Origin of the sequence: Gemmata obscuriglobus, assembly GCF_008065095.1 — a bacterium.
GTDB classification, from domain to species: Bacteria; Planctomycetota; Planctomycetia; order Gemmatales; family Gemmataceae; genus Gemmata; species Gemmata obscuriglobus.
Genome location: NZ_CP042911.1, coordinates 2,469,585 through 2,487,775 on the forward strand (window position 1 = coordinate 2,469,585; position 18,191 = coordinate 2,487,775).

15 protein-coding genes are annotated in these 18,191 nt (G+C 66.6%); 9 read left to right on the top strand and 6 right to left on the bottom strand.

Annotated features, from left to right (window positions below; translation table 11 throughout):
• Positions 1-193: 193 nt before the first annotated feature.
• Entirely contained in the window at positions 194-1,459 is a 1,266-nt protein-coding gene (locus GobsT_RS10325; protein ID WP_010039961.1) for an O-antigen ligase family protein, read from the bottom strand.
• Between the two features lie 255 nt (positions 1,460-1,714).
• Here GobsT_RS10325 and GobsT_RS10330 point away from each other — a divergent pair, with 255 nt between their 5' ends.
• Both GobsT_RS10330 and GobsT_RS10335 read left to right on the top strand, forming a co-directional pair.
• The gene (locus GobsT_RS10330; RefSeq protein ID WP_010039963.1) at positions 1,715-2,515 is read left to right on the top strand and encodes an SDR family oxidoreductase; all 801 of its coding nucleotides are present in this window, start codon (positions 1,715-1,717) and stop codon (positions 2,513-2,515) included.
• Positions 2,516-2,529: 14 nt separating this feature from the next.
• Positions 2,530-3,012, top strand: coding sequence for an HD domain-containing protein (locus GobsT_RS10335; protein ID WP_010039965.1), 483 nt, complete (start codon positions 2,530-2,532; stop codon positions 3,010-3,012).
• A gap of 2 nt (positions 3,013-3,014) precedes the next feature.
• Here GobsT_RS10335 and GobsT_RS10340 read toward each other — a convergent pair whose 3' ends face one another.
• Together GobsT_RS10340 and GobsT_RS10345 are read right to left on the bottom strand one after the other, a co-directional pair.
• Complete coding sequence (locus tag GobsT_RS10340) at positions 3,015-3,677, bottom strand: hypothetical protein (RefSeq protein ID WP_029600891.1); 663 nt, start codon at positions 3,675-3,677, stop codon at positions 3,015-3,017.
• Between the two features lie 56 nt (positions 3,678-3,733).
• A complete protein-coding gene (locus GobsT_RS10345; protein ID WP_010039969.1) occupies positions 3,734-5,446 on the bottom strand; it encodes a vWA domain-containing protein in 1,713 nt (570 codons plus the stop codon).
• A gap of 92 nt (positions 5,447-5,538) precedes the next feature.
• On the opposite strand from GobsT_RS10345, the gene GobsT_RS10350 reads away from it, so the two are divergent.
• Positions 5,539-6,354 carry a hypothetical protein gene (locus GobsT_RS10350; protein WP_010039971.1) on the top strand — a complete coding sequence of 272 codons (816 nt, stop codon included), beginning with the start codon at positions 5,539-5,541 and terminating at the stop codon, positions 6,352-6,354.
• Positions 6,355-6,378: 24 nt separating this feature from the next.
• Here GobsT_RS10350 and GobsT_RS10355 read toward each other — a convergent pair whose 3' ends face one another.
• Together GobsT_RS10355 and GobsT_RS10360 are read right to left on the bottom strand one after the other, a co-directional pair.
• Entirely contained in the window at positions 6,379-7,014 is a 636-nt protein-coding gene (locus GobsT_RS10355; RefSeq protein ID WP_010039973.1) for a nucleotidyltransferase family protein, read from the bottom strand.
• Positions 7,015-7,018: 4 nt separating this feature from the next.
• Positions 7,019-8,428: a magnesium chelatase ATPase subunit I gene (locus tag GobsT_RS10360; protein WP_010039978.1), complete on the bottom strand. Its 1,410-nt coding sequence runs from the start codon at positions 8,426-8,428 to the stop codon at positions 7,019-7,021.
• Between the two features lie 106 nt (positions 8,429-8,534).
• On the opposite strand from GobsT_RS10360, the gene GobsT_RS10365 reads away from it, so the two are divergent.
• The 6 genes from GobsT_RS10365 to GobsT_RS10390 all read left to right on the top strand — a co-directional run bounded on the left by GobsT_RS10365 (position 8,535) and on the right by GobsT_RS10390 (position 13,786).
• Positions 8,535-9,272: a DUF4058 family protein gene (locus GobsT_RS10365; protein ID WP_010039984.1), complete on the top strand. Its 738-nt coding sequence runs from the start codon at positions 8,535-8,537 to the stop codon at positions 9,270-9,272.
• Positions 9,269-9,922 (top strand): hypothetical protein, encoded by a 654-nt coding sequence (locus tag GobsT_RS10370; RefSeq protein ID WP_010039987.1) that lies wholly within the window; start codon positions 9,269-9,271, stop codon positions 9,920-9,922. The genes GobsT_RS10365 and GobsT_RS10370 overlap by 4 nt, the downstream gene beginning before the upstream one ends.
• 139 nt (positions 9,923-10,061) lie before the next feature.
• Positions 10,062-10,838, top strand: a complete 777-nt coding sequence (locus GobsT_RS10375) for an NIPSNAP family protein (RefSeq protein WP_010039989.1) — start codon at positions 10,062-10,064, stop codon at positions 10,836-10,838.
• Between the two features lie 658 nt (positions 10,839-11,496).
• Complete coding sequence (locus GobsT_RS39510) at positions 11,497-12,174, top strand: hypothetical protein (protein WP_010039991.1); 678 nt, start codon at positions 11,497-11,499, stop codon at positions 12,172-12,174.
• Positions 12,175-12,599: 425 nt separating this feature from the next.
• On the top strand, positions 12,600-13,076 hold the full coding sequence (locus tag GobsT_RS10385) for a helix-turn-helix domain-containing protein (protein ID WP_010039993.1): 477 nt from the start codon (positions 12,600-12,602) through the stop codon (positions 13,074-13,076).
• 38 nt (positions 13,077-13,114) lie between these two features.
• Positions 13,115-13,786: a DUF3800 domain-containing protein gene (locus GobsT_RS10390; RefSeq protein ID WP_010039996.1), complete on the top strand. Its 672-nt coding sequence runs from the start codon at positions 13,115-13,117 to the stop codon at positions 13,784-13,786.
• 306 nt (positions 13,787-14,092) lie between these two features.
• Here the strand turns inward: GobsT_RS10390 and GobsT_RS10395 are convergent, their stop codons facing one another.
• Entirely contained in the window at positions 14,093-17,923 is a 3,831-nt protein-coding gene (locus GobsT_RS10395; protein WP_109571163.1) for a protein kinase domain-containing protein, read from the bottom strand.
• Positions 17,924-18,191: the final 268 nt, after the last annotated feature.

The following is an 18,191-nucleotide window of genomic DNA, read 5'->3' on the forward strand; positions in this document are numbered from 1 at the left end:
ATTTTAGTTGTGGCGAAAATTTATTGCTTTGGCAGTGCTGCGATTTGGGCGAGACGCACGAAACACAGCCCCGCCGAGTGCGGGACCGGTTCGGTTGGGACTTCCGAAACTACCACGAGTGGGAAAATAACCTGATGTGGCTACCCACCCGCACCAGCCGGCGGGGTAATAGACGACGGTCGTTGTACTGACGCTAGCCGTGCGGGCCGTGGAGTACCCAACCCGGAGGGAGTTCGGCTTCCGGTTCCTCTTCCGGCTCCGGTTCGGGTTCCCAGGTTGCCAGCCGACGGGCCACGCAGTGTCGGGCGATGATGAGGAAGCCGCCGTACCAGAGCCACGTGAACCGGAACAGGTTGTGCCCGAAGTTCCCCATGAACAGCAGCAGGAACACCGCGACCCCGATGGAGGACGGCAGGGTGAACACGAGGTCGGTTTGCCACTCCGGCATCTGCTTACGAACGCGGCGGATCGCCCGCAGGTTCATCCAGAAACACACCAGGAGCGTGACGAACGCGGCCGCGCCGAGCGTGCCGGTCTCGCCGACGAGCTGCCCGTACAGGTTGTGCGACTCGATCTTGGTGTTGTTCGCGGGCCGCCACGCGCCCGGCCCGATCCCGCTCAGCGGGTTGTTCCCCCACTGCTGGAACCCCATCACCAACCCCTGGTACCGGCCCTCACCGGACTCCTTGGCGTTCGCCGGCCCGACGTCCGGGTTGATGATGGTTTCGAACCGCGTCTGGAGCGATTCGGGCAGTGCGACGAACGCCGCGGGCGCGACCAGCGCGAAGAACACCAGCGCCTTGAACCGGTACTTCGTGCCCCAGATGACGATGAGGGACCAGAGGAGGAGCCCCAGCAGCGACGACCGCGACCCGGTGAGCAGGATGCACAGCGCCGATAGTGCCACGTACCCGGCCAGCGCCAGACGGCCCCGCTTCCCGCCGATCCCGCTCTTCCAGAGGGCCGTAACGAGCGGGAGGGCGAAGACGATGCTGGCGCCGAAGCTGTTCGGGTCGCCGAGTGTGGTGTCCACGCCGATCATGCGGGCGATGCCCATGCGGTACGTGTGCCGGCCCGCGAGGTACTCGCGGAACGAGTGCAGCAGGTACCCGCCCATGACGACGAGGAACCCGACCGCGACGTGCTTCAGGCCCTCTTCGTCGTGGATGGTGGTGACGAGCAGCACGTAAAACACGACGATCTTGAGCCAGTCCTCAATGACCGGCTGCCCGTACTCGGACCACGGGCTGATGGCCCACGCAAACAGCACCGCCGTCCCGAATGCGAGGTACGCCGCGTGCTGAACGTTCGGGAGGAACCGTTTGCCCGGGTAGATCGCCCACACGCCGAGGGTGAACAGCATGTAGATGCGCTCGACGCGCAGGTCGCCGAGCCACGGCCACACCTCGAAGGGGCGGTGGATGAACAGGAACATGTAGCCGATGAGCAGCCAGCGCATGACACCGTCCCTGGTGCGTTGTCGAAAGTGTTGGGGTATCGTATCGGTTTGCCGGGCCGGTTGGGAAGCCCAGGTCGATTATCCGGCTACCGGTGGTGCCCGGTTTAATCGTCGCAAAGTCGGGTGCGAATGACGAACGTGCCGGCTGCGCAAGCTGTACCGATGGCCGAAAAGGTTCTTTCTGTTTGTCCTGATGCGTTTACGCCCGCTTCGCGTGTTGGCCCGGTAAATTGGTACTTGACGCAAGGGGGCACTATGAGTCGGGAACTGAGCGGGCGGCGGGTGATCCTGACGGGCGCCAGCGGTGGCATCGGTCGGGCGCTGGGGGCCGGGTTAGTCGCGAGCGGCGCCCGGGTCGCTCTGGCGGCGCGCAGCGCCGAGAAGCTGAACGCGCTCGCCGACGAACTCCGGAACGCCGGCGGGGATGTGATCGCGGTGCCGACCGACATCACCCGCGCCGCGGACCGGCAGCACCTCGTGGAACGCGCCGTCGCGGCGTTCGGCGGGCTCGACCTGCTGGTGAACAACGCGGGCGTTGGGAGTTGGGGGCACTTCGCCGACTCGACCGAAGCGATCTGCCGCACGGTGATGGAAGTGAACTTCTTCGGCCCGATCGAGCTGACACGGCTCGCGGTGCCGCACCTCACGCGCGGGAACGAACCCGCGGTGGTCAACGTCACCTCGATGTGCGGACGGAAGGGGATGCCCGCGTGGTCGGAATACTCCGCCAGCAAGTTCGCGCTGGTCGGAATGTCGGAGGCGTGGCGCGGCGAGTTCGCCCGGTTCGGGGTGGACGTAATCACCATCGTGCCGGGGCTGACCAACAGCGGGTTCGACAAGAACTGGCTCCGCACCGACGGCCGGGCCGATTTGCGGTTCGCGGACGGGATGACGCCCGAGTACCTCGCGGAGAAGATTTTGGCGGCGGTCCGGGCGAACAAGGCCGAACTGGTGGTCGGGTCGGAAGCGCGGCGGCTCTTGCGGTTCAACCGGTTCTTCCCGCGGTTGACCAACTGGCTGCTCGCGCGGAAGGTGAAGAAGCTGTACGCCAAATGACTGCGGAGGGCCGGATGGCCACGTTCGATCGCGCCGTACAAATCGCTGCCGCGGCTCACGCCGGGCAGGTGGATAAGGAAGGGCAGCCGTACCTGCTGCACGTGCTCCGGGTCGCACTGGCCGTTGCGGACCCGGAGGCGCGCATCGCGGCCGTCTTGCACGACGTGGTCGAGGACACGGCCGTCACGCTCGAACAGATCCGGGCCGAAGGCTTTTCGCCGGCGGTGGTCGAAGCGGTGCGGGTGCTGACGCGCCGGCACGGCGCCCCGTACGCCGAGTACGTGATCGGCTTGAAGGCGAACGCGCTGGCGCGGGCGGTGAAGTTGTCCGACCTGGCAGACAACTCACGGCTCGACCGCAACGTACTGACCCTCGACCGGTTCGACCGGGACCGTCGGCGGATCGTCAAATATCTCGTCACGTACAAGTTCGTGGCCGACCAGATCGACGAACCGACCTACCGGGCGCTGATGGCCGAACTCGAAGACCCGGTGTGACGCTACCGCTCGCGTGCGGACCGGATCGCGTCCGCGCGCGTGGGCTTGTCGTCGAACGCGCGGCGCGTCACCGGCTCGCCCTTCGGTACGGACAGTTCCAGTAACCCACCTTGGGTGTGACAGGGCTCGATCAGCCATTTGCTGAAGAGGTGTACGGTTACCGGACCGGTGGCGTCGCCGCAGTTGAACGGACCGGCGTACTTGCGGTGCGGTGCGACCGGCTGCCAAAGGGCGTGGTAGCAGTTACAGGCCACGTTCGATGGGTACATGCTGTCCGTCGGCTTGTACCGCACGGTGCCGGACTCCAACTTCTGTTTCTGGCACACGAGGAGGTCGTACAGTTCCGGCTTGGTCCGGTACGGCCCCCACACCGAGACCCGCATCCCCAGTTCGCGGCAGAGCTTGAACGTCTCATCAAGCGAAACGTTCGCGCCCGCTTCGGGGCGGAGGGTGAGCCCGCGGACCTTGCGCGACTCCGGGAGCCAACTGATCGAGTGCTGCGTCACGGCCCCGTCGCTCACCTTCTGGAGCGCGGCGAACGTGTGCGTCTTCTTCGACTCGAACGGGACCGATTCGGCCGTAAAAACCGTGATGAAGTAATCGTCGGCTCGCGCGGGCAGCGGGGCGAGCATGAGGCCCGCGGTCAGGGCGAGCATTCGGCGCATGACATCACTCCTCGGGACCGTATCGGCGGTCGATCGGCCCCGGGAGGCCGGGAACTTCAGCCAGAAACGATCTGCTTGCGGCGTTTGATGTAGTCCCACACGACGAACCGGTCCAACTCGCGCCCCGCGGTGAAAACGACCCGCCCCTTTGTGGCCTGGGCCATCCGGTACGCGAACTGAACGTCTTCGTGCGACTGGTTCCAGTTCTGAAGCAAAAAGATGTTGATGGTGATGCCGTCGCGGGCGCAGAGCAGCGCCTCCCGCATCGTCGCTTCCTCCGTGCGCGGGTCCGGCGGGTACAGCATGAACACCGTGCTGCCCTCGAAGTGGGCCGTCGGCAACCCGTCCGTGATGAGCACCACCTGCTTGTTCGGGGTGTCCTGGTTGGTCAGGAACCGCCGTGCCGTCTGGAGCGCGTGCTGGATGTTGGTGAAGTGGTGCGGGATGCGGAACTCGCTGGCGTTCGGGTTGCTCATGTCCTGCTTGAGTCGCACCACCGGGCTGAAGATCGTGACGGGTTTGGGCATCAGCCCGGCGATTTCGGACACGTGCCGCGGCTTGGCGAACGTGTACATCTCGATGAACTGGAGGAAGTCGCCCGGGTACTCGCTGCGGATGAGGCCGTCCAGCGCGAGGCCCATGCGCTTCACGTTCACGTACTGCCCGTCGTAGCGCATGGAGCCGCTCATGTCGAGCAGCACGCACGTCGCGGCCTTCGGGTTCACGCGCGTGCGGTGGATCAGGATGTCGTCGGGCTTCATCCTCACCGGCAGCCCCGGCCCGGCCCGCAACAGGGCGTTCACCATGCTGGCGGGGATGTCCATCTGCGACACCGAGTCGCCGAACTCGTAGGGCTTGGTTTTGGGCGACTCGACCGCGCCCTCGCCCTGCACCGCGTCCGGGTGCCGCCCGGTGCGGGACGCCTGCATGTCGGAAAAGATCTGCGTGAGGATCTTGGACTGGAACAGCCGGAGGGCTTTCGGGGTGAGCCGAAACTTGCCGGCCCCGTCGCCCTCGAGCCCCTGCTTCTCGGCCTGCTCCTTGATGTAGTCCTCGATCTGCTGCTGGAGCGCCTGAAGCCCTTCGATGTCGCCGGGCTCGGCGAACTTCTCCAACTGCTCCATGTCGATGATGGCGAGTTGGGCCGTCTTCTTGGCCTCGTCGAGTTGCTTGAGCAACTCGTCGATGGCTTCGAGCTCTTCTTTCACCTCGAGCGCGGTGGGGACGCTCATCTTCTCGCGCCCGGTGAACGCGTACTTGCCCGCGAGTTCGTCAACCTGGTACTTGTCCCCCAAGCGCTCCACGAGCGGCACCAGCGCCCTCGCGAAGGGGGAACTGTCGTTACCTTCCCGGAAGTACAAGGTTTCGAGGTCGGCGATCTGTTCGTCCTTCACCGCCCGCCGGAAATCGCCCGCGAGCTTCTTGGGTGGCGTGACCTGTTGCGCGGCGTCACGAAACGCTTTTGCCGCCGCCTTCTGGGCGGCACCCGTTTCGTAGGTGGCGAGGATTTTTCGCTTGCGCTCCAGGAGCATCTCTTTGAGCGCGTTGATGCTCGGACCGAGGTTGGCGATCTGCGAGGCGTCGAGGCGGATGGCGTTCGCGAGTTGCTCTTCCGTGAACTCGTCCAGGTCGCCGAACTCGAGCATGTGCTCCATCATCGGCGACACAACGTCGGGCGGGGGCGCGGTCGGCGACGGGAAGTTCACCGGGTCGTACCGCTGGTAGGTGTGAACGATCCCGCCCGGGGTCTGTGCTTCTTGGCTGTCCATCGCGTTCCTCGGCGCAGTGGCGACACCGCATTGTACCGACCGCCAGTAATCGCGTGTGGCAACTTCGTTTTCGCAACGGGTACAATCGCTCCATGACCCCCACAACCGTCGACGAACGGCTCGGCCACGCGCTCGGCATCGATTATGCGGGCCACCCCAACCGCCCGCGGCGCACTTCGGAACGGCAACTACGGTACGTGTGGCGCGTGACCTGTACCGACGGCTGGTTCGGTTCGGCTTCCCTGATGGTTGCTGGCTTCCTGCTCCGAACTGACCCGCACCCGCGGCAGGCCGTCGTGCCGGTCTGGAAGGCGGCGCTCGGTTCGCGGTTCGATCGCCACCCGCCGGCGCCGATCGTAACCGCCGACCTGACGGACGATCCGGTGGTCGGTCCGCTCGCGGCGGTTCGGTGGTGCCACCTCAGCCCGTTCAACTATCCGCCCTATTGGAGCCAAGCGGACGGTAGCCGGATGTCGCTCTCGTTCTGGACGGCCGAGAACGCCGGAATGAGCGTTAGCGTAGAACTTCCCAGCACCGCGTTTTACTATCGGCGCTCCATCGCACGGGTGCACCGTGCGGCTATCGAACTGGCGGATCGGGTCGCACGCACTTCGGACGATGTGGAATTCCGAAAGGTGGTCGCTGAGTGTTTTCCCGGCGCTGGGACCGAGCCAACATCGGTGACGCCAAGCCCGGAAGAGCTGTCACAGTACCTGGCGCGACTGTTGCAATGGTGGGGAACAGCCCGCTCCCTCACTGTATGCGACTTTGAGGATCGCGCTCGTGACCTCTGGCAATTCGGAATCGACGAACGACACCTGCCGGAACTGCTGCCGGGGTACCCGCCGGAACTGGCCGGGCGGGTGCTTCCACTTCTCCGCCGTATGCACGAGGATTCGGAGGCGTAAAACGCGTTCGGCCCTGTAACGTGGCTACTCGGCGGGCTCTGGGTTGTCGCGAATCAGTTGCACCAACTCAAGGTACTTTCCTCGGACGAACTCGTTGAGCTGCGTGGCGAGATGCTCGTCAAGCTTCAGTTGCGTGACGAGTGCCTGGACGTCCACGAGGTCTTTGGCGCGGAGCGGGTTTGTCATTCCGGACGCGAGCTTCAACTCGATCAGAGCCGGGAGCGAAAGGAACCATACGCCTGCGCCCTCGACACGCACATGGGACGGGTTCGGGAACGCAACCGGTTTCGGCTTTCCGTCGCCGGGAAACTCGCCCGTTGTCAGGAACTCGACCTTGACCCCGGTCGTCGTGTCCCTCAAGTGCTTACTCTTCTCGAACGGGGGCAAGTACCCCCGGCCTTCGAGTTGCTCGTGAATGGTTTTCAGATCATCCTTTGTTACAAGGATGTCGACATCTTCCGTGAACCGGCGGTAGCCGTGGAAGAACAGTGCAAGCCCCCCGCCGACGGCGTATACGATTCCCAGATCGTCGAGCCGCTTGGTAATGCGGCGCAACGTCTGCTGGACCGCGCCCTCTTCCTCGAAGTGCATACTGCCCTCCCGGAGCGCCCAGGCGAAATCGTTTTTCAGTCGCTGTTCATACGGGATGACGGCTTCCATCGGTTCACGTCTCGTAGGTCATGCGGCCGTGGCGGGTGGCCCGGCTGATGCGGTCGCTGGCGTACAACCCCGCCAGCACGAACTCCGCGCAACTCGCCCGGACCGCGTCGCTCGCGCCGGAGTTCACCTCGAACGCCTTCTCCCACGCCTTCGGGACGCGCTTCAACCGCTTTGCGTACTCGGCTGATGGCAGCATGTCGCCGACCTCGATCTTCACCCCCTTCGAGAACACGTCGGAGATCTCGTCCAACCCGTGCTTATCCACGTACTCCTCGAACACGGTGCGGATCGCGTCGGCGATGATGGCCTCCAGCACCTGTCGTTCGCCCATCTGGTGCGAGCCCATCAGGTCCAGTTCCAGCTTGCCCAGAGACGAAGTGGGCAGGTGGCCCAAATCGGAGATGCGCGGCACCGCCGGCTCCTCGCCGAGTCGCACCCCGCGGTGCCGGGCGCTGGAGATCATCGTGCGGTAGTTCGCGATGCTGAACCGGGCGCTCACCCCGCTCGCGTGGTCCACGTACTTCGATTTCCGTGCCGAAACGCTGATCTGCTCGATGATCTCCTTCATGAAGTACGGCACGAACACCGGGAACGCCCCGCCGGTGTCGAGCCCCGCTTCCTGCTCCATGATCTCGATGCCCAGCGCCCGCTCGCGCGGGTAGTGCGTCTGGATCAGCGAGCCGATGCGGTCCTTGAGCTGCGGGATCACCTTCCCGGAGCGGTTGAAGGTGCTCGGGTTGGCGCTGAACAGGATCAGCACGTCCAGGTCGAACTGGATCGGGTACCCGCGGATCTGAACGTCCCGCTCTTCGAGGATGTTGAACAGACCGACCTGAATCAGCTCGTCCAGTTCCGGGATCTCGTTCATCGCGAAGATGCCGCGGTGCATCCGCGGGATCAGCCCGAAGTGCAGCGCGTCCTCGGCGGACATGCTCGTGCCGGCCGCCAGCTTCGCCGGGTCGATCTCCCCGATGACGTCGGCGAACTTGGTGCCGGGGGCGAGCCGTTCGGCGTACCGCTCGTCGCGGTGCCACCACGCGATCCGGACCTGCTCGTCCGGCGTGTTCCGGAGGTGCTCCTTCGCCGCCCGCGTGAGCGGGGCGAACGGGTCCTCGTGGACCGGACAGCCCGGCAGGTCCAAATAGGGAACGTACTCGTCGAGGAACCGCACGAGCGACCGCATGAGGCGCGACTTCGCCTGCCCCTTCTCGCCGAGGAACAGCATGTCGTGCCCGGCCAGCACCGCGATGCTGACCTCGGGGACGACCGTGTCTTCGTACCCCACGATCCCCGGGAACAGCGTTTCGCCCCCTTTCAGCGCTTTGAGGTAGTTGTCGCGTAACTCGTGTTTGACGGACTTCGACTGCCAGCCGCTCGCGCGGAGTTCGTTCAACGTGGTCGGCCGGTGGCTCATGGTGCGTCCTTGTGCGTGGGCGGTACGCGGCATTTTACCCGTCCCACCGACCGCGACCAAACGGGCGGCCGTGGTAAGATGGCGGTGCCCCCAGGGAGAACCGCAGATGCCGCTGCACGATCACTTCCGCCCGCCCGGAAACCGGCTGCCTTGGCGCCCACTGCACAACGGGTGGATTTCGGAACTCGCAACCCGCATCAACTCGCACCTACCCGACGGGTACCTTGCGCTCGACGCCATTAGCATTGACGGCGGCTTGGAGGTGGATGTCGGCATTGAGGAAGAGTTCGAACCCGAGGCGGGTGACGAAGAGCCGGGCGACACTGGCGGAACGGCGGTTGCAACGGCCCGGACAATCTACACGCCGCCCCCAGCTACCGCGACCGCTCACTACCAGTTTCCGGAGGTGATCGAGTTGCGCGTCACGTCCGAGCGGGACGGGCGGCTCGTTGGCGCGATCGAGATGGTGAGCCCGGGGAACAAGGACCGCGGGGCCAAACGCGACATGTTCATCGCCAAATGCCTCGACTATTTGGCGGGCGGGGCGTGTGTGGTGATTGTGGACGTAATCACCTCGCGCCGGGCGAATTTGCACAACGAGATCATCGAGCGGCTTGGCGGTCCCGAATCCCTCGTCTTGCCCGAAGAAGCAAACCTCTACGCCGCAACGTACCGTCCGATCGTACGGAAGAAGAAGTTCGACATCGACGTGTGGGTGACCCCGGTCCTTGTCGGAGGGGAACTGCCGACGATGCCGATGCGGGTGGTCGCGGGGCTGTTCGTACCCGTCGAACTCGAAGCCGCCTACGCCGCTGCCTGCCGCGGCCGGAAGTTCAACGTATGACCGAGCCACTGTTACTCCCTCCCGATGATGTTGCGGCCGTCGCTCCGGCGGTATTCGCCCGGGTCTGGCGCACCTCTCTTGACCAACCCGGGTTCGCACTGCTGCGGTTCCCGCGCCCGGTCGGTTCGCGCGAGCTGCGCCGCGCGATGGTGGAGCTGGTCGCGGCGTTCCGGGCGGACTTCGTGCCCGAACGGTTCGGGCGGTTCGACCAGCAGGTCAGCTCGAAGTTCCACCGCGACGGCGCGCCGCCGGCGTCCCTCTTGGTGCTGGGCTACGAGCCCACCCTTGTGCGCAGCCGGTTCTGGGTGGCCGACGTGTCCGCGGCGGCTGTGTCGGCCGGTCTGTCGCTGGCAGAGTACCTCAAGACCAACAACCCGATGTTCCCGGCGGGCGAGGCGGCGCTTCAGCCGTTCGTGACGGAACTCGCGCTGCCCTTCGGCGAGGCGTTCGTAATCGTGATGAACAACAGCCAGTTGCCGCACGGGAGCACGAACCCGCTCGGCTTGCTGCATAAGGCGGTGATCGAGTTCCCCGACCCGAACGGCTCTCGCGTCATCAACTCCGTCGGCTTCACCCCGCGCGCCGAAGGGATCACCGGCCTGCCTTCGGCTGATGTCGAACGGTTCTTGGTACGTGATGAACTGGATTGAAGCGTTTCGCAGTCTCCCGTGTCTGCCGTCGGCGGCCGCACTTCGTTTCTTTGGCCCCCGTTCCGCTCGCTTCACTCCCCGCTCTTCCGGCCGCGCCGTATGCTCGTCCCTGCGCCCAACCGCTCCCGGAGGACTTCGCATGCGCCGCCTGTTGCTCCTTCCGCTTGCTCTCGTTACCCTCACGCTCATGACCGCCACCACTTCCGCCGCCGAGAAAGACGCCCGCGTGTACGAGATGCGGGTGTACTACGCCCCCCCGGGCAAGCTCGACGCCCTCAACGCCCGGTTCAAGAACCACACGCTCAAGATGTTCGAGAAGCACGGGCTGACCAACGTCGGCTACTTCGTGCCGGTCGATAACAAGGAAAACAAGCTCGTCTACTTCATTTCCGCTCCGAGCAAGGCGGCTCGCGACAAGGCGCTCCAGGCGATGGGCGGCGACGCGGACTGGAAGAAGGCCGTGGCGGACAGCGAGAAGGACGGCAAGCTGGTGAGCAAGATCGAATCGCGGTTCCTGACCGTCACCGAATACTCGCCGCTGCTCAAGGTCGAGAAAGGGGCGGAGGAGCGGGTGTTCGAGCTGCGCACCTACACCGCGACGAAGGGCAACCTGGGGCACCTCAACGACCGGTTCAAGAACCACACGATCGCGCTGTTCGCGAAGCACGGGATGACGAACCTGATCTACTGGAACGTGCTGGCGGGCGAGAAGGGGGCCGACGACACCCTGATTTACCTCCTCGCGCACAAGAGCAAGGAGGCCGCCGCGAAGTCGTTCGACGCGTTCCGCAAGGACCCCGACTGGCTCGCCGCTCGGAAGGCGAGCGAAGAGAAGGGCGGGGGCAGCCTGACGGCCGAAAAGAACGGCGTGGTGTCGGAGTTCCTGGTTCCGACCGACTACTCGCCGCTGAAGTGACGACCGCTCCCGTACCGTGTCAGCGGCCATGTGCTGGCCGCTACAACTCGGCGAAGCCAGCCGCTGCCACGCGGTTTTTCTCGCGTGGCAGTTCCGGAAGTCCACATCACGCTTTTTCTCAGCCGAACGCAGCGAGCGGTACCGAGCGTTCATCCGGGGAGCGAATCCGTTTGCGCACATCGCTTTTGACATAAACGCCTTTCGGTCCAGATGTTGCGGTGAACTGCGCGGTTGCCGTTCGAGCAGGCTTCGCGGGCTGATGCGAGCCGTTATTTGTCTTTAGACCTGTAATTCGTGGGTAGCGATCACCCAGCGAATCGCCCGCCCGTGACCAGTCAGGCGGTAGCGGATGTCTAGTCGGTGCCCCGGCGGTTGCGATCCCGGCTGGCGCTGTAACCCCCGTTACAGCGCCGTATGAGCAAGAAGCCATTCCGTACTCCGATTGCTGCCCGCATGTCGCCGGTTCACGTGCGAGCCATCCGCAGTTCTTACCGCGGATTCGGATCTGGTGGAACGCTGTGCCGAGCCACGCGAGCGCCCGAGCGCATTACCGCTACCCTCACTGATGGCAGGATGCTCCGTGTCTGTTCGATAGCCGGCCACGGTTACACCCGCCCTGTTCGGGCGATAGCCGAATGGGTTGCTGGGGAGGCGAAAGATGACCGAGGAGGAGTGGCTGGCGTGTAACGACCCTGGGGCGCTGATTCCTCTTTCTTGGGAGAGGAATCAGAAGCGTAAGGTGCGGTTGTTCGGGTGCGCTTGCTGCCGCCGGATTTGGGAACTCCTGATCCATCCTACGAGCCGATCGGCTGTCGAGATTGCCGAACGTTACGCTGAAGGGAATGCGGAACGGTCGGAACTGGATCGTGCGGCTGAAGGGGCAAGACGTGCATCCGAATTAGCTCATAACGGAGGCGAACCCTTTAGCTCGTTGGTTTATGCGCGTCCGGGTGCGTATGAATCCGCGGCGCACGCCGCCTACACGCTCGCTCGCCCGTCCCGCCCTGCTGGGTGGCCGTTGATGCGAGAAACTGCCGAGGCGGCGAGCGATGCCGCGGGCCGCGTTACAGAACGTGCGGAGCAGATTGCTCTCGTTCGCGACATCTTCGGCAACCCGTTTCGTCCGATCTCGCTTGCACCCGAGTGGCGAACGCCCACGGCCGTTGCCCTCGCACTTCGGATGTACGACGCGCGTAACTTTGATGCCATGCCCATTCTGGCGGATGCACTTCAAGATGCCGGCTGCGAGAACGGCGACATCCTGAATCACTGCCGCGGCAACCAACCTCATGTACGCGGATGCTGGGTTGTGGACCTCATACTGGGTAAGGGGTGATTGGCGATAGCTGGATCGATAGCTCGGTATGCGAGCCGGGCCGGCCTCGCTAAAACGCCTTAAAATCGTGGGCGCTTAGAATAGTCACGCGCGATTGAGGGCTCCCGCAACCCCTATAAATCAACTCGACTTGGTACGGACACAACGGGTTCTGTACCGTTTCTGACCAAACTTTTTCCGTCCAAAATGGGCGTGTAGAGGTACGTTTTCGCCCCTCTTCCACTTACCTAACCGTTCACCGGCTACCCGTTCACCTTATTCAGCCGCCTACCTTATATAGTAGGGCCATTTTTGCCCCTTTGAGGTGGTGCTTTTTTGCCCCTTTGAAGTGGTGCATTTTCGCCCCCAATTCCTAACCTTCCATTGGCCGCAAGGCCGCCGTACAGTTCGACAAGCGACCGAGCAGACCACCAGGAGAAACAGGCATGTCGACGACCGCACGCAAGTCGTCCGTCCCTGCGCCGAAGCCGCAGGAGGAGGCCGCCCCGAAGCCGAAATGGGGGCCGTTCACCGAGAAGTTCGGTGGTACCGTCCGTGACGCCGGCGTGACGGCGGTGCCGCGCGTCCTTCTGACCGGGTTGGCCGCCCTCAAGCTCAAGCCGATGGAGTGCGTCGTGCTGCTCCAACTCATCTCGTGCTGGGGTGACGCGAAGACCTGCCCGCATCCCAAACGCAAGACGCTTCGCGAGTGGCTCGGCTGCGACAAGCGGACGCTCGACCGCGCCATCGCCGGGCTGGTCAAGAAGAAGCTGCTGACCAAAACCATGCGTGCCCGGCGGGGCCGGCGGCGGAGCAACGAGTACGACCTGTCCGGCTTGGTCGAGCAGTTGAAGCCGCTTGGCCGCCGCGCACTTGATGAAAAGAAGAAGTACGCCGCCCTGCGCGCCGCGGCGGCCCTGTAACACCGGCCCCGCCGGAGCGTACCAGCAACGTGATGCCAATGCCCACCTTTATCGACGAGTCCGGCGACACCGGCCGCAACCCGGATCCGGCCAACTGCCACTTTCGCCTTGCCGCGGTCTGGATCCCCTCGCATGATGTCGCCGAGTCGTTCCGCGAGTGCGTCCGGCGGGCGCGGGTGCGCCTGGGGTTGCGGAGGGATTACGAGTTTAAGTTTTCGAAGACGTGGTCGCACCCGGAGTACCGCGCCGCCTTCTTCGGTGCCGCCATGGAACACGAGTTCCGCTTCGCGGTCTCGTCCCTCGACAAACGCTGCGAGCAGTGGCGCACGGCTGGTAAGGGCGAGTTCCACTGGGCTTCGGCGGTTTACCTCGCATCCAGCCTGCGGACCACCTACGTGTCGGCACAGGCCGCGCTGGCGACGACCGGCTCACGCTCGCCGCTCAAAGATCTGGTAGTCGTTGACGACAACAAGGACGCTGATTTCCTTGATGCTGTGAAGGTCGCCTTCCGCGGTCTAGGCTCGGCGTGCGAGCCGAAGCAGTTCCTGATCGGTAAGGTTCGTTTCCGCGGCTCCGAGCCCGACGAACTGGTTCAGCTCGTCGATATGGTTTGCGGGGCTTACGGGGCGCACGAGGACGGAGACAGTACGTGGTATCAGATGATTGCCACGCGGGATGTGGGTACGGCACCGCCGCGTCAGGGGTGCTGAAAAAACAGAAGGAACGGACAGCCGTAAAGCCACCCGTCCCTTGAGTTTATACTTGCACAAAGCTCGGCGTAACCGAACCCTGTCCGAAGCAGGTCAATTCAAAGTTACCAGCCGGTTGGTTACGGCACCTGCCCGTAAGTGCATGGGAAGTATCGGCTCGACGGAACGCCACGTCAAGTCCTCCTGATAAATTTTATCAGGAGGCACCTTCCGTATGGTTAGAGTTGGGAGAGTGGTGTGGGGTTCACTATTCGTAAGCCCGAGGCGCGTAAAAAACGCCCGGCGCGGACTCTGTAAACGCGTAAGTCACATTTGTGGTAGCGCCGGGGGCAGGGCCAGGTTCGGCGCGGCGGATCGCACGTCGGCGCGCCACCGCTTCACGGCCCCGTCGCGGCTCACGCTGACGAGCGCGCCGCCGTCCGCGGTGAACGCCACCTCCAGCACACGGTCCGCGTGCCCCGTGAGCGCCAGCCGCTCGCGGCCCGCGACCGGGTCCCACAGGATCACCGTGCGGTCGTCGCTGCCCGACGCCAGCGTCCGGCCGTTCGGGTTGAACGCCAGCGCGTGAACCGCCCCGCCGTGCCCGGTCAGGTACCGGTCGGCCGCGAGCCGCCCGCCATCGTCCACTTCCCACAGCCGAATGAGACCGGCAGAATCGCCGGTCGCGAGCCGGGTGCCGGATGAGTCGAAACCGAGCGCCTCGACCCGGGCCGCGCCGTGAGCCGACGGCTGGTCGGCGAGGATCGCGCCGCCGAGCGTGACCACTCGCACCCCGCCCCCCACACCGACCGCTAACCACTCCCGCGACGGATGGAACGCGAGCTCCCGTGCGTCCGTCGCGGGCATCACCAGGTCTCCGCCCGGAAGGGCGCCGGGGCGGCTGCTCGCGGTGCGGAGCACGCGCAGGTCGTACTTCCGCACCCCGGTGGGGTCGAGCGTGACGAGCCAGCGCCCGGTCGGGTCGATGCCGAGGGTGTGAACGGGGTGCGCGGTCCGCACGGCCACCGGGAGGATGCCGCCCCGCGCCGGGCGCGGTCCGGGCGGCGGAGGCTGCCAGACGAGCAGCTCGTCCTTCGTGGCCACCGCGAAGGTGCGTCCGTCGGCCGACGCCGTTGCGGCGCGGGCCGTCGGGCGGGCCGGCCCCGACCAGTACGGGAGCGGCGTCAGCCACAGTGGCCCTGCGGGAGCGGGCGGGCGGCCGGGCGGGGCGTAATCGACCGCGCCCATTCGCACCCGCCCGAGGTCGTCGACCGACACCAGCGCCGAACCCGTGCGGTTCAGTGCGAACGCGGTCAGGGCCTGGGCCGGCTTCCCGCTCGCGTCGCGGGCCAGCCGCAGCACGTCGTCCGGTTCGTGGGCGCGGGTGCCGGTCTGCCACACCACCGCCGCCCCGTCCATACCGGCCGAAACGACCGTGCGCCGGTCCGGGCTGAACGCCACCGCGTTGATCTGCTGCGAGTGCCCGACGAGCTGGCCGCGCTCGCGCCCGTCCTCCGCGTCCCACAGCCGCACCGTCTTGTCGAACCCGGAACTCGCGAGCTGCCGCCCGTCGTCGCTGAACGCCAGCGCGTAGATGGTCGCGGTGTGGCCGAACAGCCGGCGGTCGCGCCAGGTCTGCGTGTCGAACAGCCGGACGTGCGGCGACAGCCCGTTGTTCACGGTCGCGACCGTCCGCCCGTCCGGCGACACGGCCACCGCGCGGACCGCGTCGGCGTGGGCGGGCAGCGTGCGGACCGATTTGGTGCCGTCGGCGGAGAGCACCCGGGCGAGGTGATCGGCGCCGCCGGAGACGAGGTAGCTGCCGTTCCGCGAGAACGCGACGCAGAGCACGCCCCCGGCGTGCGCGCCCAGCTTCTTCTGCTCCCACACCGGGCGGGCGTCCGGCGCGGCGGCGGCGCGGGCCAGCGCCACGGCCCGCGCGCCGGCGCCGCCGAGGGCCGCGAGGTCGGACACCGCGGGGCGCCACCCGGACAGGTCCCACCACCGCAGGGACCCGTCGTCGCCGCCGCTCACCAGCGTCCGCCCGTCGGGAGCGAACGCGACGCAGTTCACGCCCTTCGGACCCGCCTGGAGCACCATTGCGGCCTGCAACTCCGGCACCCCGACGAACCGGTTCGCCAGCGGCGGCACCCAGTTGGGGAACACGCCGGCGACCCTCTTGGCGGTCGCGATCACGTCCAGCGGCAAGAGCCAGAGCCGCACGGTGCCGTCCGCGCCCGCGGACGCCAGCGTGGTGCCGTCCGGGCTGAACGCGAGCCCGTGGACGGCGCCCTCGTGCCCGCTGAACGTGACCCACGTGTGCCCGTGGCGCGGGTCCCACACGCGAACCGAGCCGGCGTCGCCGGCGGTGGCGACGAGCGCGCCGTCCGGAGCGTACGCGACGGCCCGCAACGGGTCGTCGGGGCGGTGGTCCAGGTACGCCCGGTCGTCGCGCTGGCACAGCCGCCGCAGGTACGCCCACGCGAAGTCGCGCAGGTCCGTCGGGCACCGGGACTCGTCCTCGAGCAGGGCGGCCGCGCGGAACGGGTCGCGCTCGCACAGGATCGCCACCTGCGCGAGCTGGAGGGCGTACGCGGCGCGGCGGGTGCGCTGGGTCTCCAGCTTCAGCTCCTCGGCCTGGGCGACCGCCCGGTTCCGCTGCTCCTCGTTCTTCGCGGCCAGCTCCTCGGCCCGCCACTTCTCGGCCTCCGCGCGCAGCCGCTCGTCCTGCGCGGCCCGCGCCTCGTGTTCCTTGGCGTCCTTGGCGTCCCGGACCCGCACGTACGCCACCGACAGCACCGCCACCAGCGCGACCGCCGCGACCGCGGTGGTCGCGAGCAGCACCGCCAGCGACGGGTGCCGCCCCGCCCACTTCACCCCCCGCCCCCACGCCGACAGCGGGCGCGCCCGGATCGGCTCGCCGTCCAGGAAGCGGCGCAGGTCGGCGGCCAGGTCGGCGGCGCTGGCGTACCGGCGCGCCGGCTGCTTCGAGAGGCACTTGAGGCAGATGGTTTCGAGGTCGCGCGGGACCGGCGCGTGCAGCCGCTTGGGCTGCACCGGGTCGTCGTGGAGCACCTGCAAAACGGTGTCGAGCGGGGTCTCGCCGCGGAACGGGGGCCGCCCGGTGAGCAGTTCGTACAGGATCGCGCCGAGCGCGTACACGTCGGCCGGCGGCCCCACGTCCCGGCTCTTGCCGCCGGCCTGCTCGGGGGCGATGTAGCTCGGCGTGCCCATCACCGCCCCGGTGCGGGTGCCGCCGCCGTCCGCCTGCGTCTCGTCGAGCCGCTTGGCCAGCCCGAAGTCGGTCACCTTGGGCCGCCAGTCGCAGGGGCGGGGCGGGGCCGAGTTCCCCGCGGTGCGGCCCTCGGCCCGGTTCTCGTCGTCCGCCGGCCCCGCGTCTTGCGTCAGCAAGATGTTGCCCGGCTTCAGGTCGCGGTGAACGATCCCGGCGGCGTGGGCGAACTGGACCGCCCGCGCGAGCAGTTCGACGAGTTCGGCGGCGCGCCGGCCCTCCCACGGGGTGCCGCTGAGGCTCTGGGCGAGGCTCCCGCCGTCGACGAACTCCAGCGCAAGATACGGGTGCCCGTTCGCCTCGCCGATGTCGAAGATCTGGACGATGTGCGAGTGCTGCAGCGCGGCCACCGACTCCGCCTCGCGCCGGAACCGCTCGCGCTCGGTCGCCCCGGCGTGCGCGCCGGAGAGGATCATCTTGAGCGCGACCACGCGGTTCAGGTTCAACTGGCGGGCCTTGTACACCACGCCCATGCCGCCGCGCCCGACCTCGTGCAGGATCTCGTACCCGGGAACCTGCGGCGGGGTGAAATCGACGGTGTCGGCGTGGCCGAACGGGACCACGCTGCTCGGCGGGCCCGATACGGTGCCCGTGTCCGGGCCGGGCGCGGGCGGCACGAGCCCGGCGAGCGAGCCGAAGGACGGGTCCGGGGTGTCTGCACCGCCCGCGTGGACGAACGTGACCGTCGGCTCGTTGTGATCCTGCGCGGGCCGCGGGGCTTGGCCCCCCTCGCCGGCGAGTACGAGTACGGACGGCTCGTCGGCCGTGAGCAGAACGGCGGTGCCGCCGCACACCGGGCACACGCTCGCGGTCCCGCCCGGCGGGTACCAGACGTGGCCGGACGAGCAGCGAAAACCACCGGCCATGTCGGGAACCTCGTGGAACGGGCTCACCCGCAATTATCCCCGCGGCCGCGCCCGATTCAAGCACCCGAACGTAACCGGAGGAGTGAAGAGCGGAGGAATGAGAAGTGAGGAGCGAAGAACGGGGAGCGGGGAATGAAAAGTAAGGGGCGAGGGGTGAGGAGCCGGGGCGGTTCTTAATCGAAACTACGGGGGCGCGAGCGCAAACAAACTGTCGGGCAGCCCGTCGGGCGCCACCGCCGTTGTCGCTCGCGACCGAAGATGTCGCGCC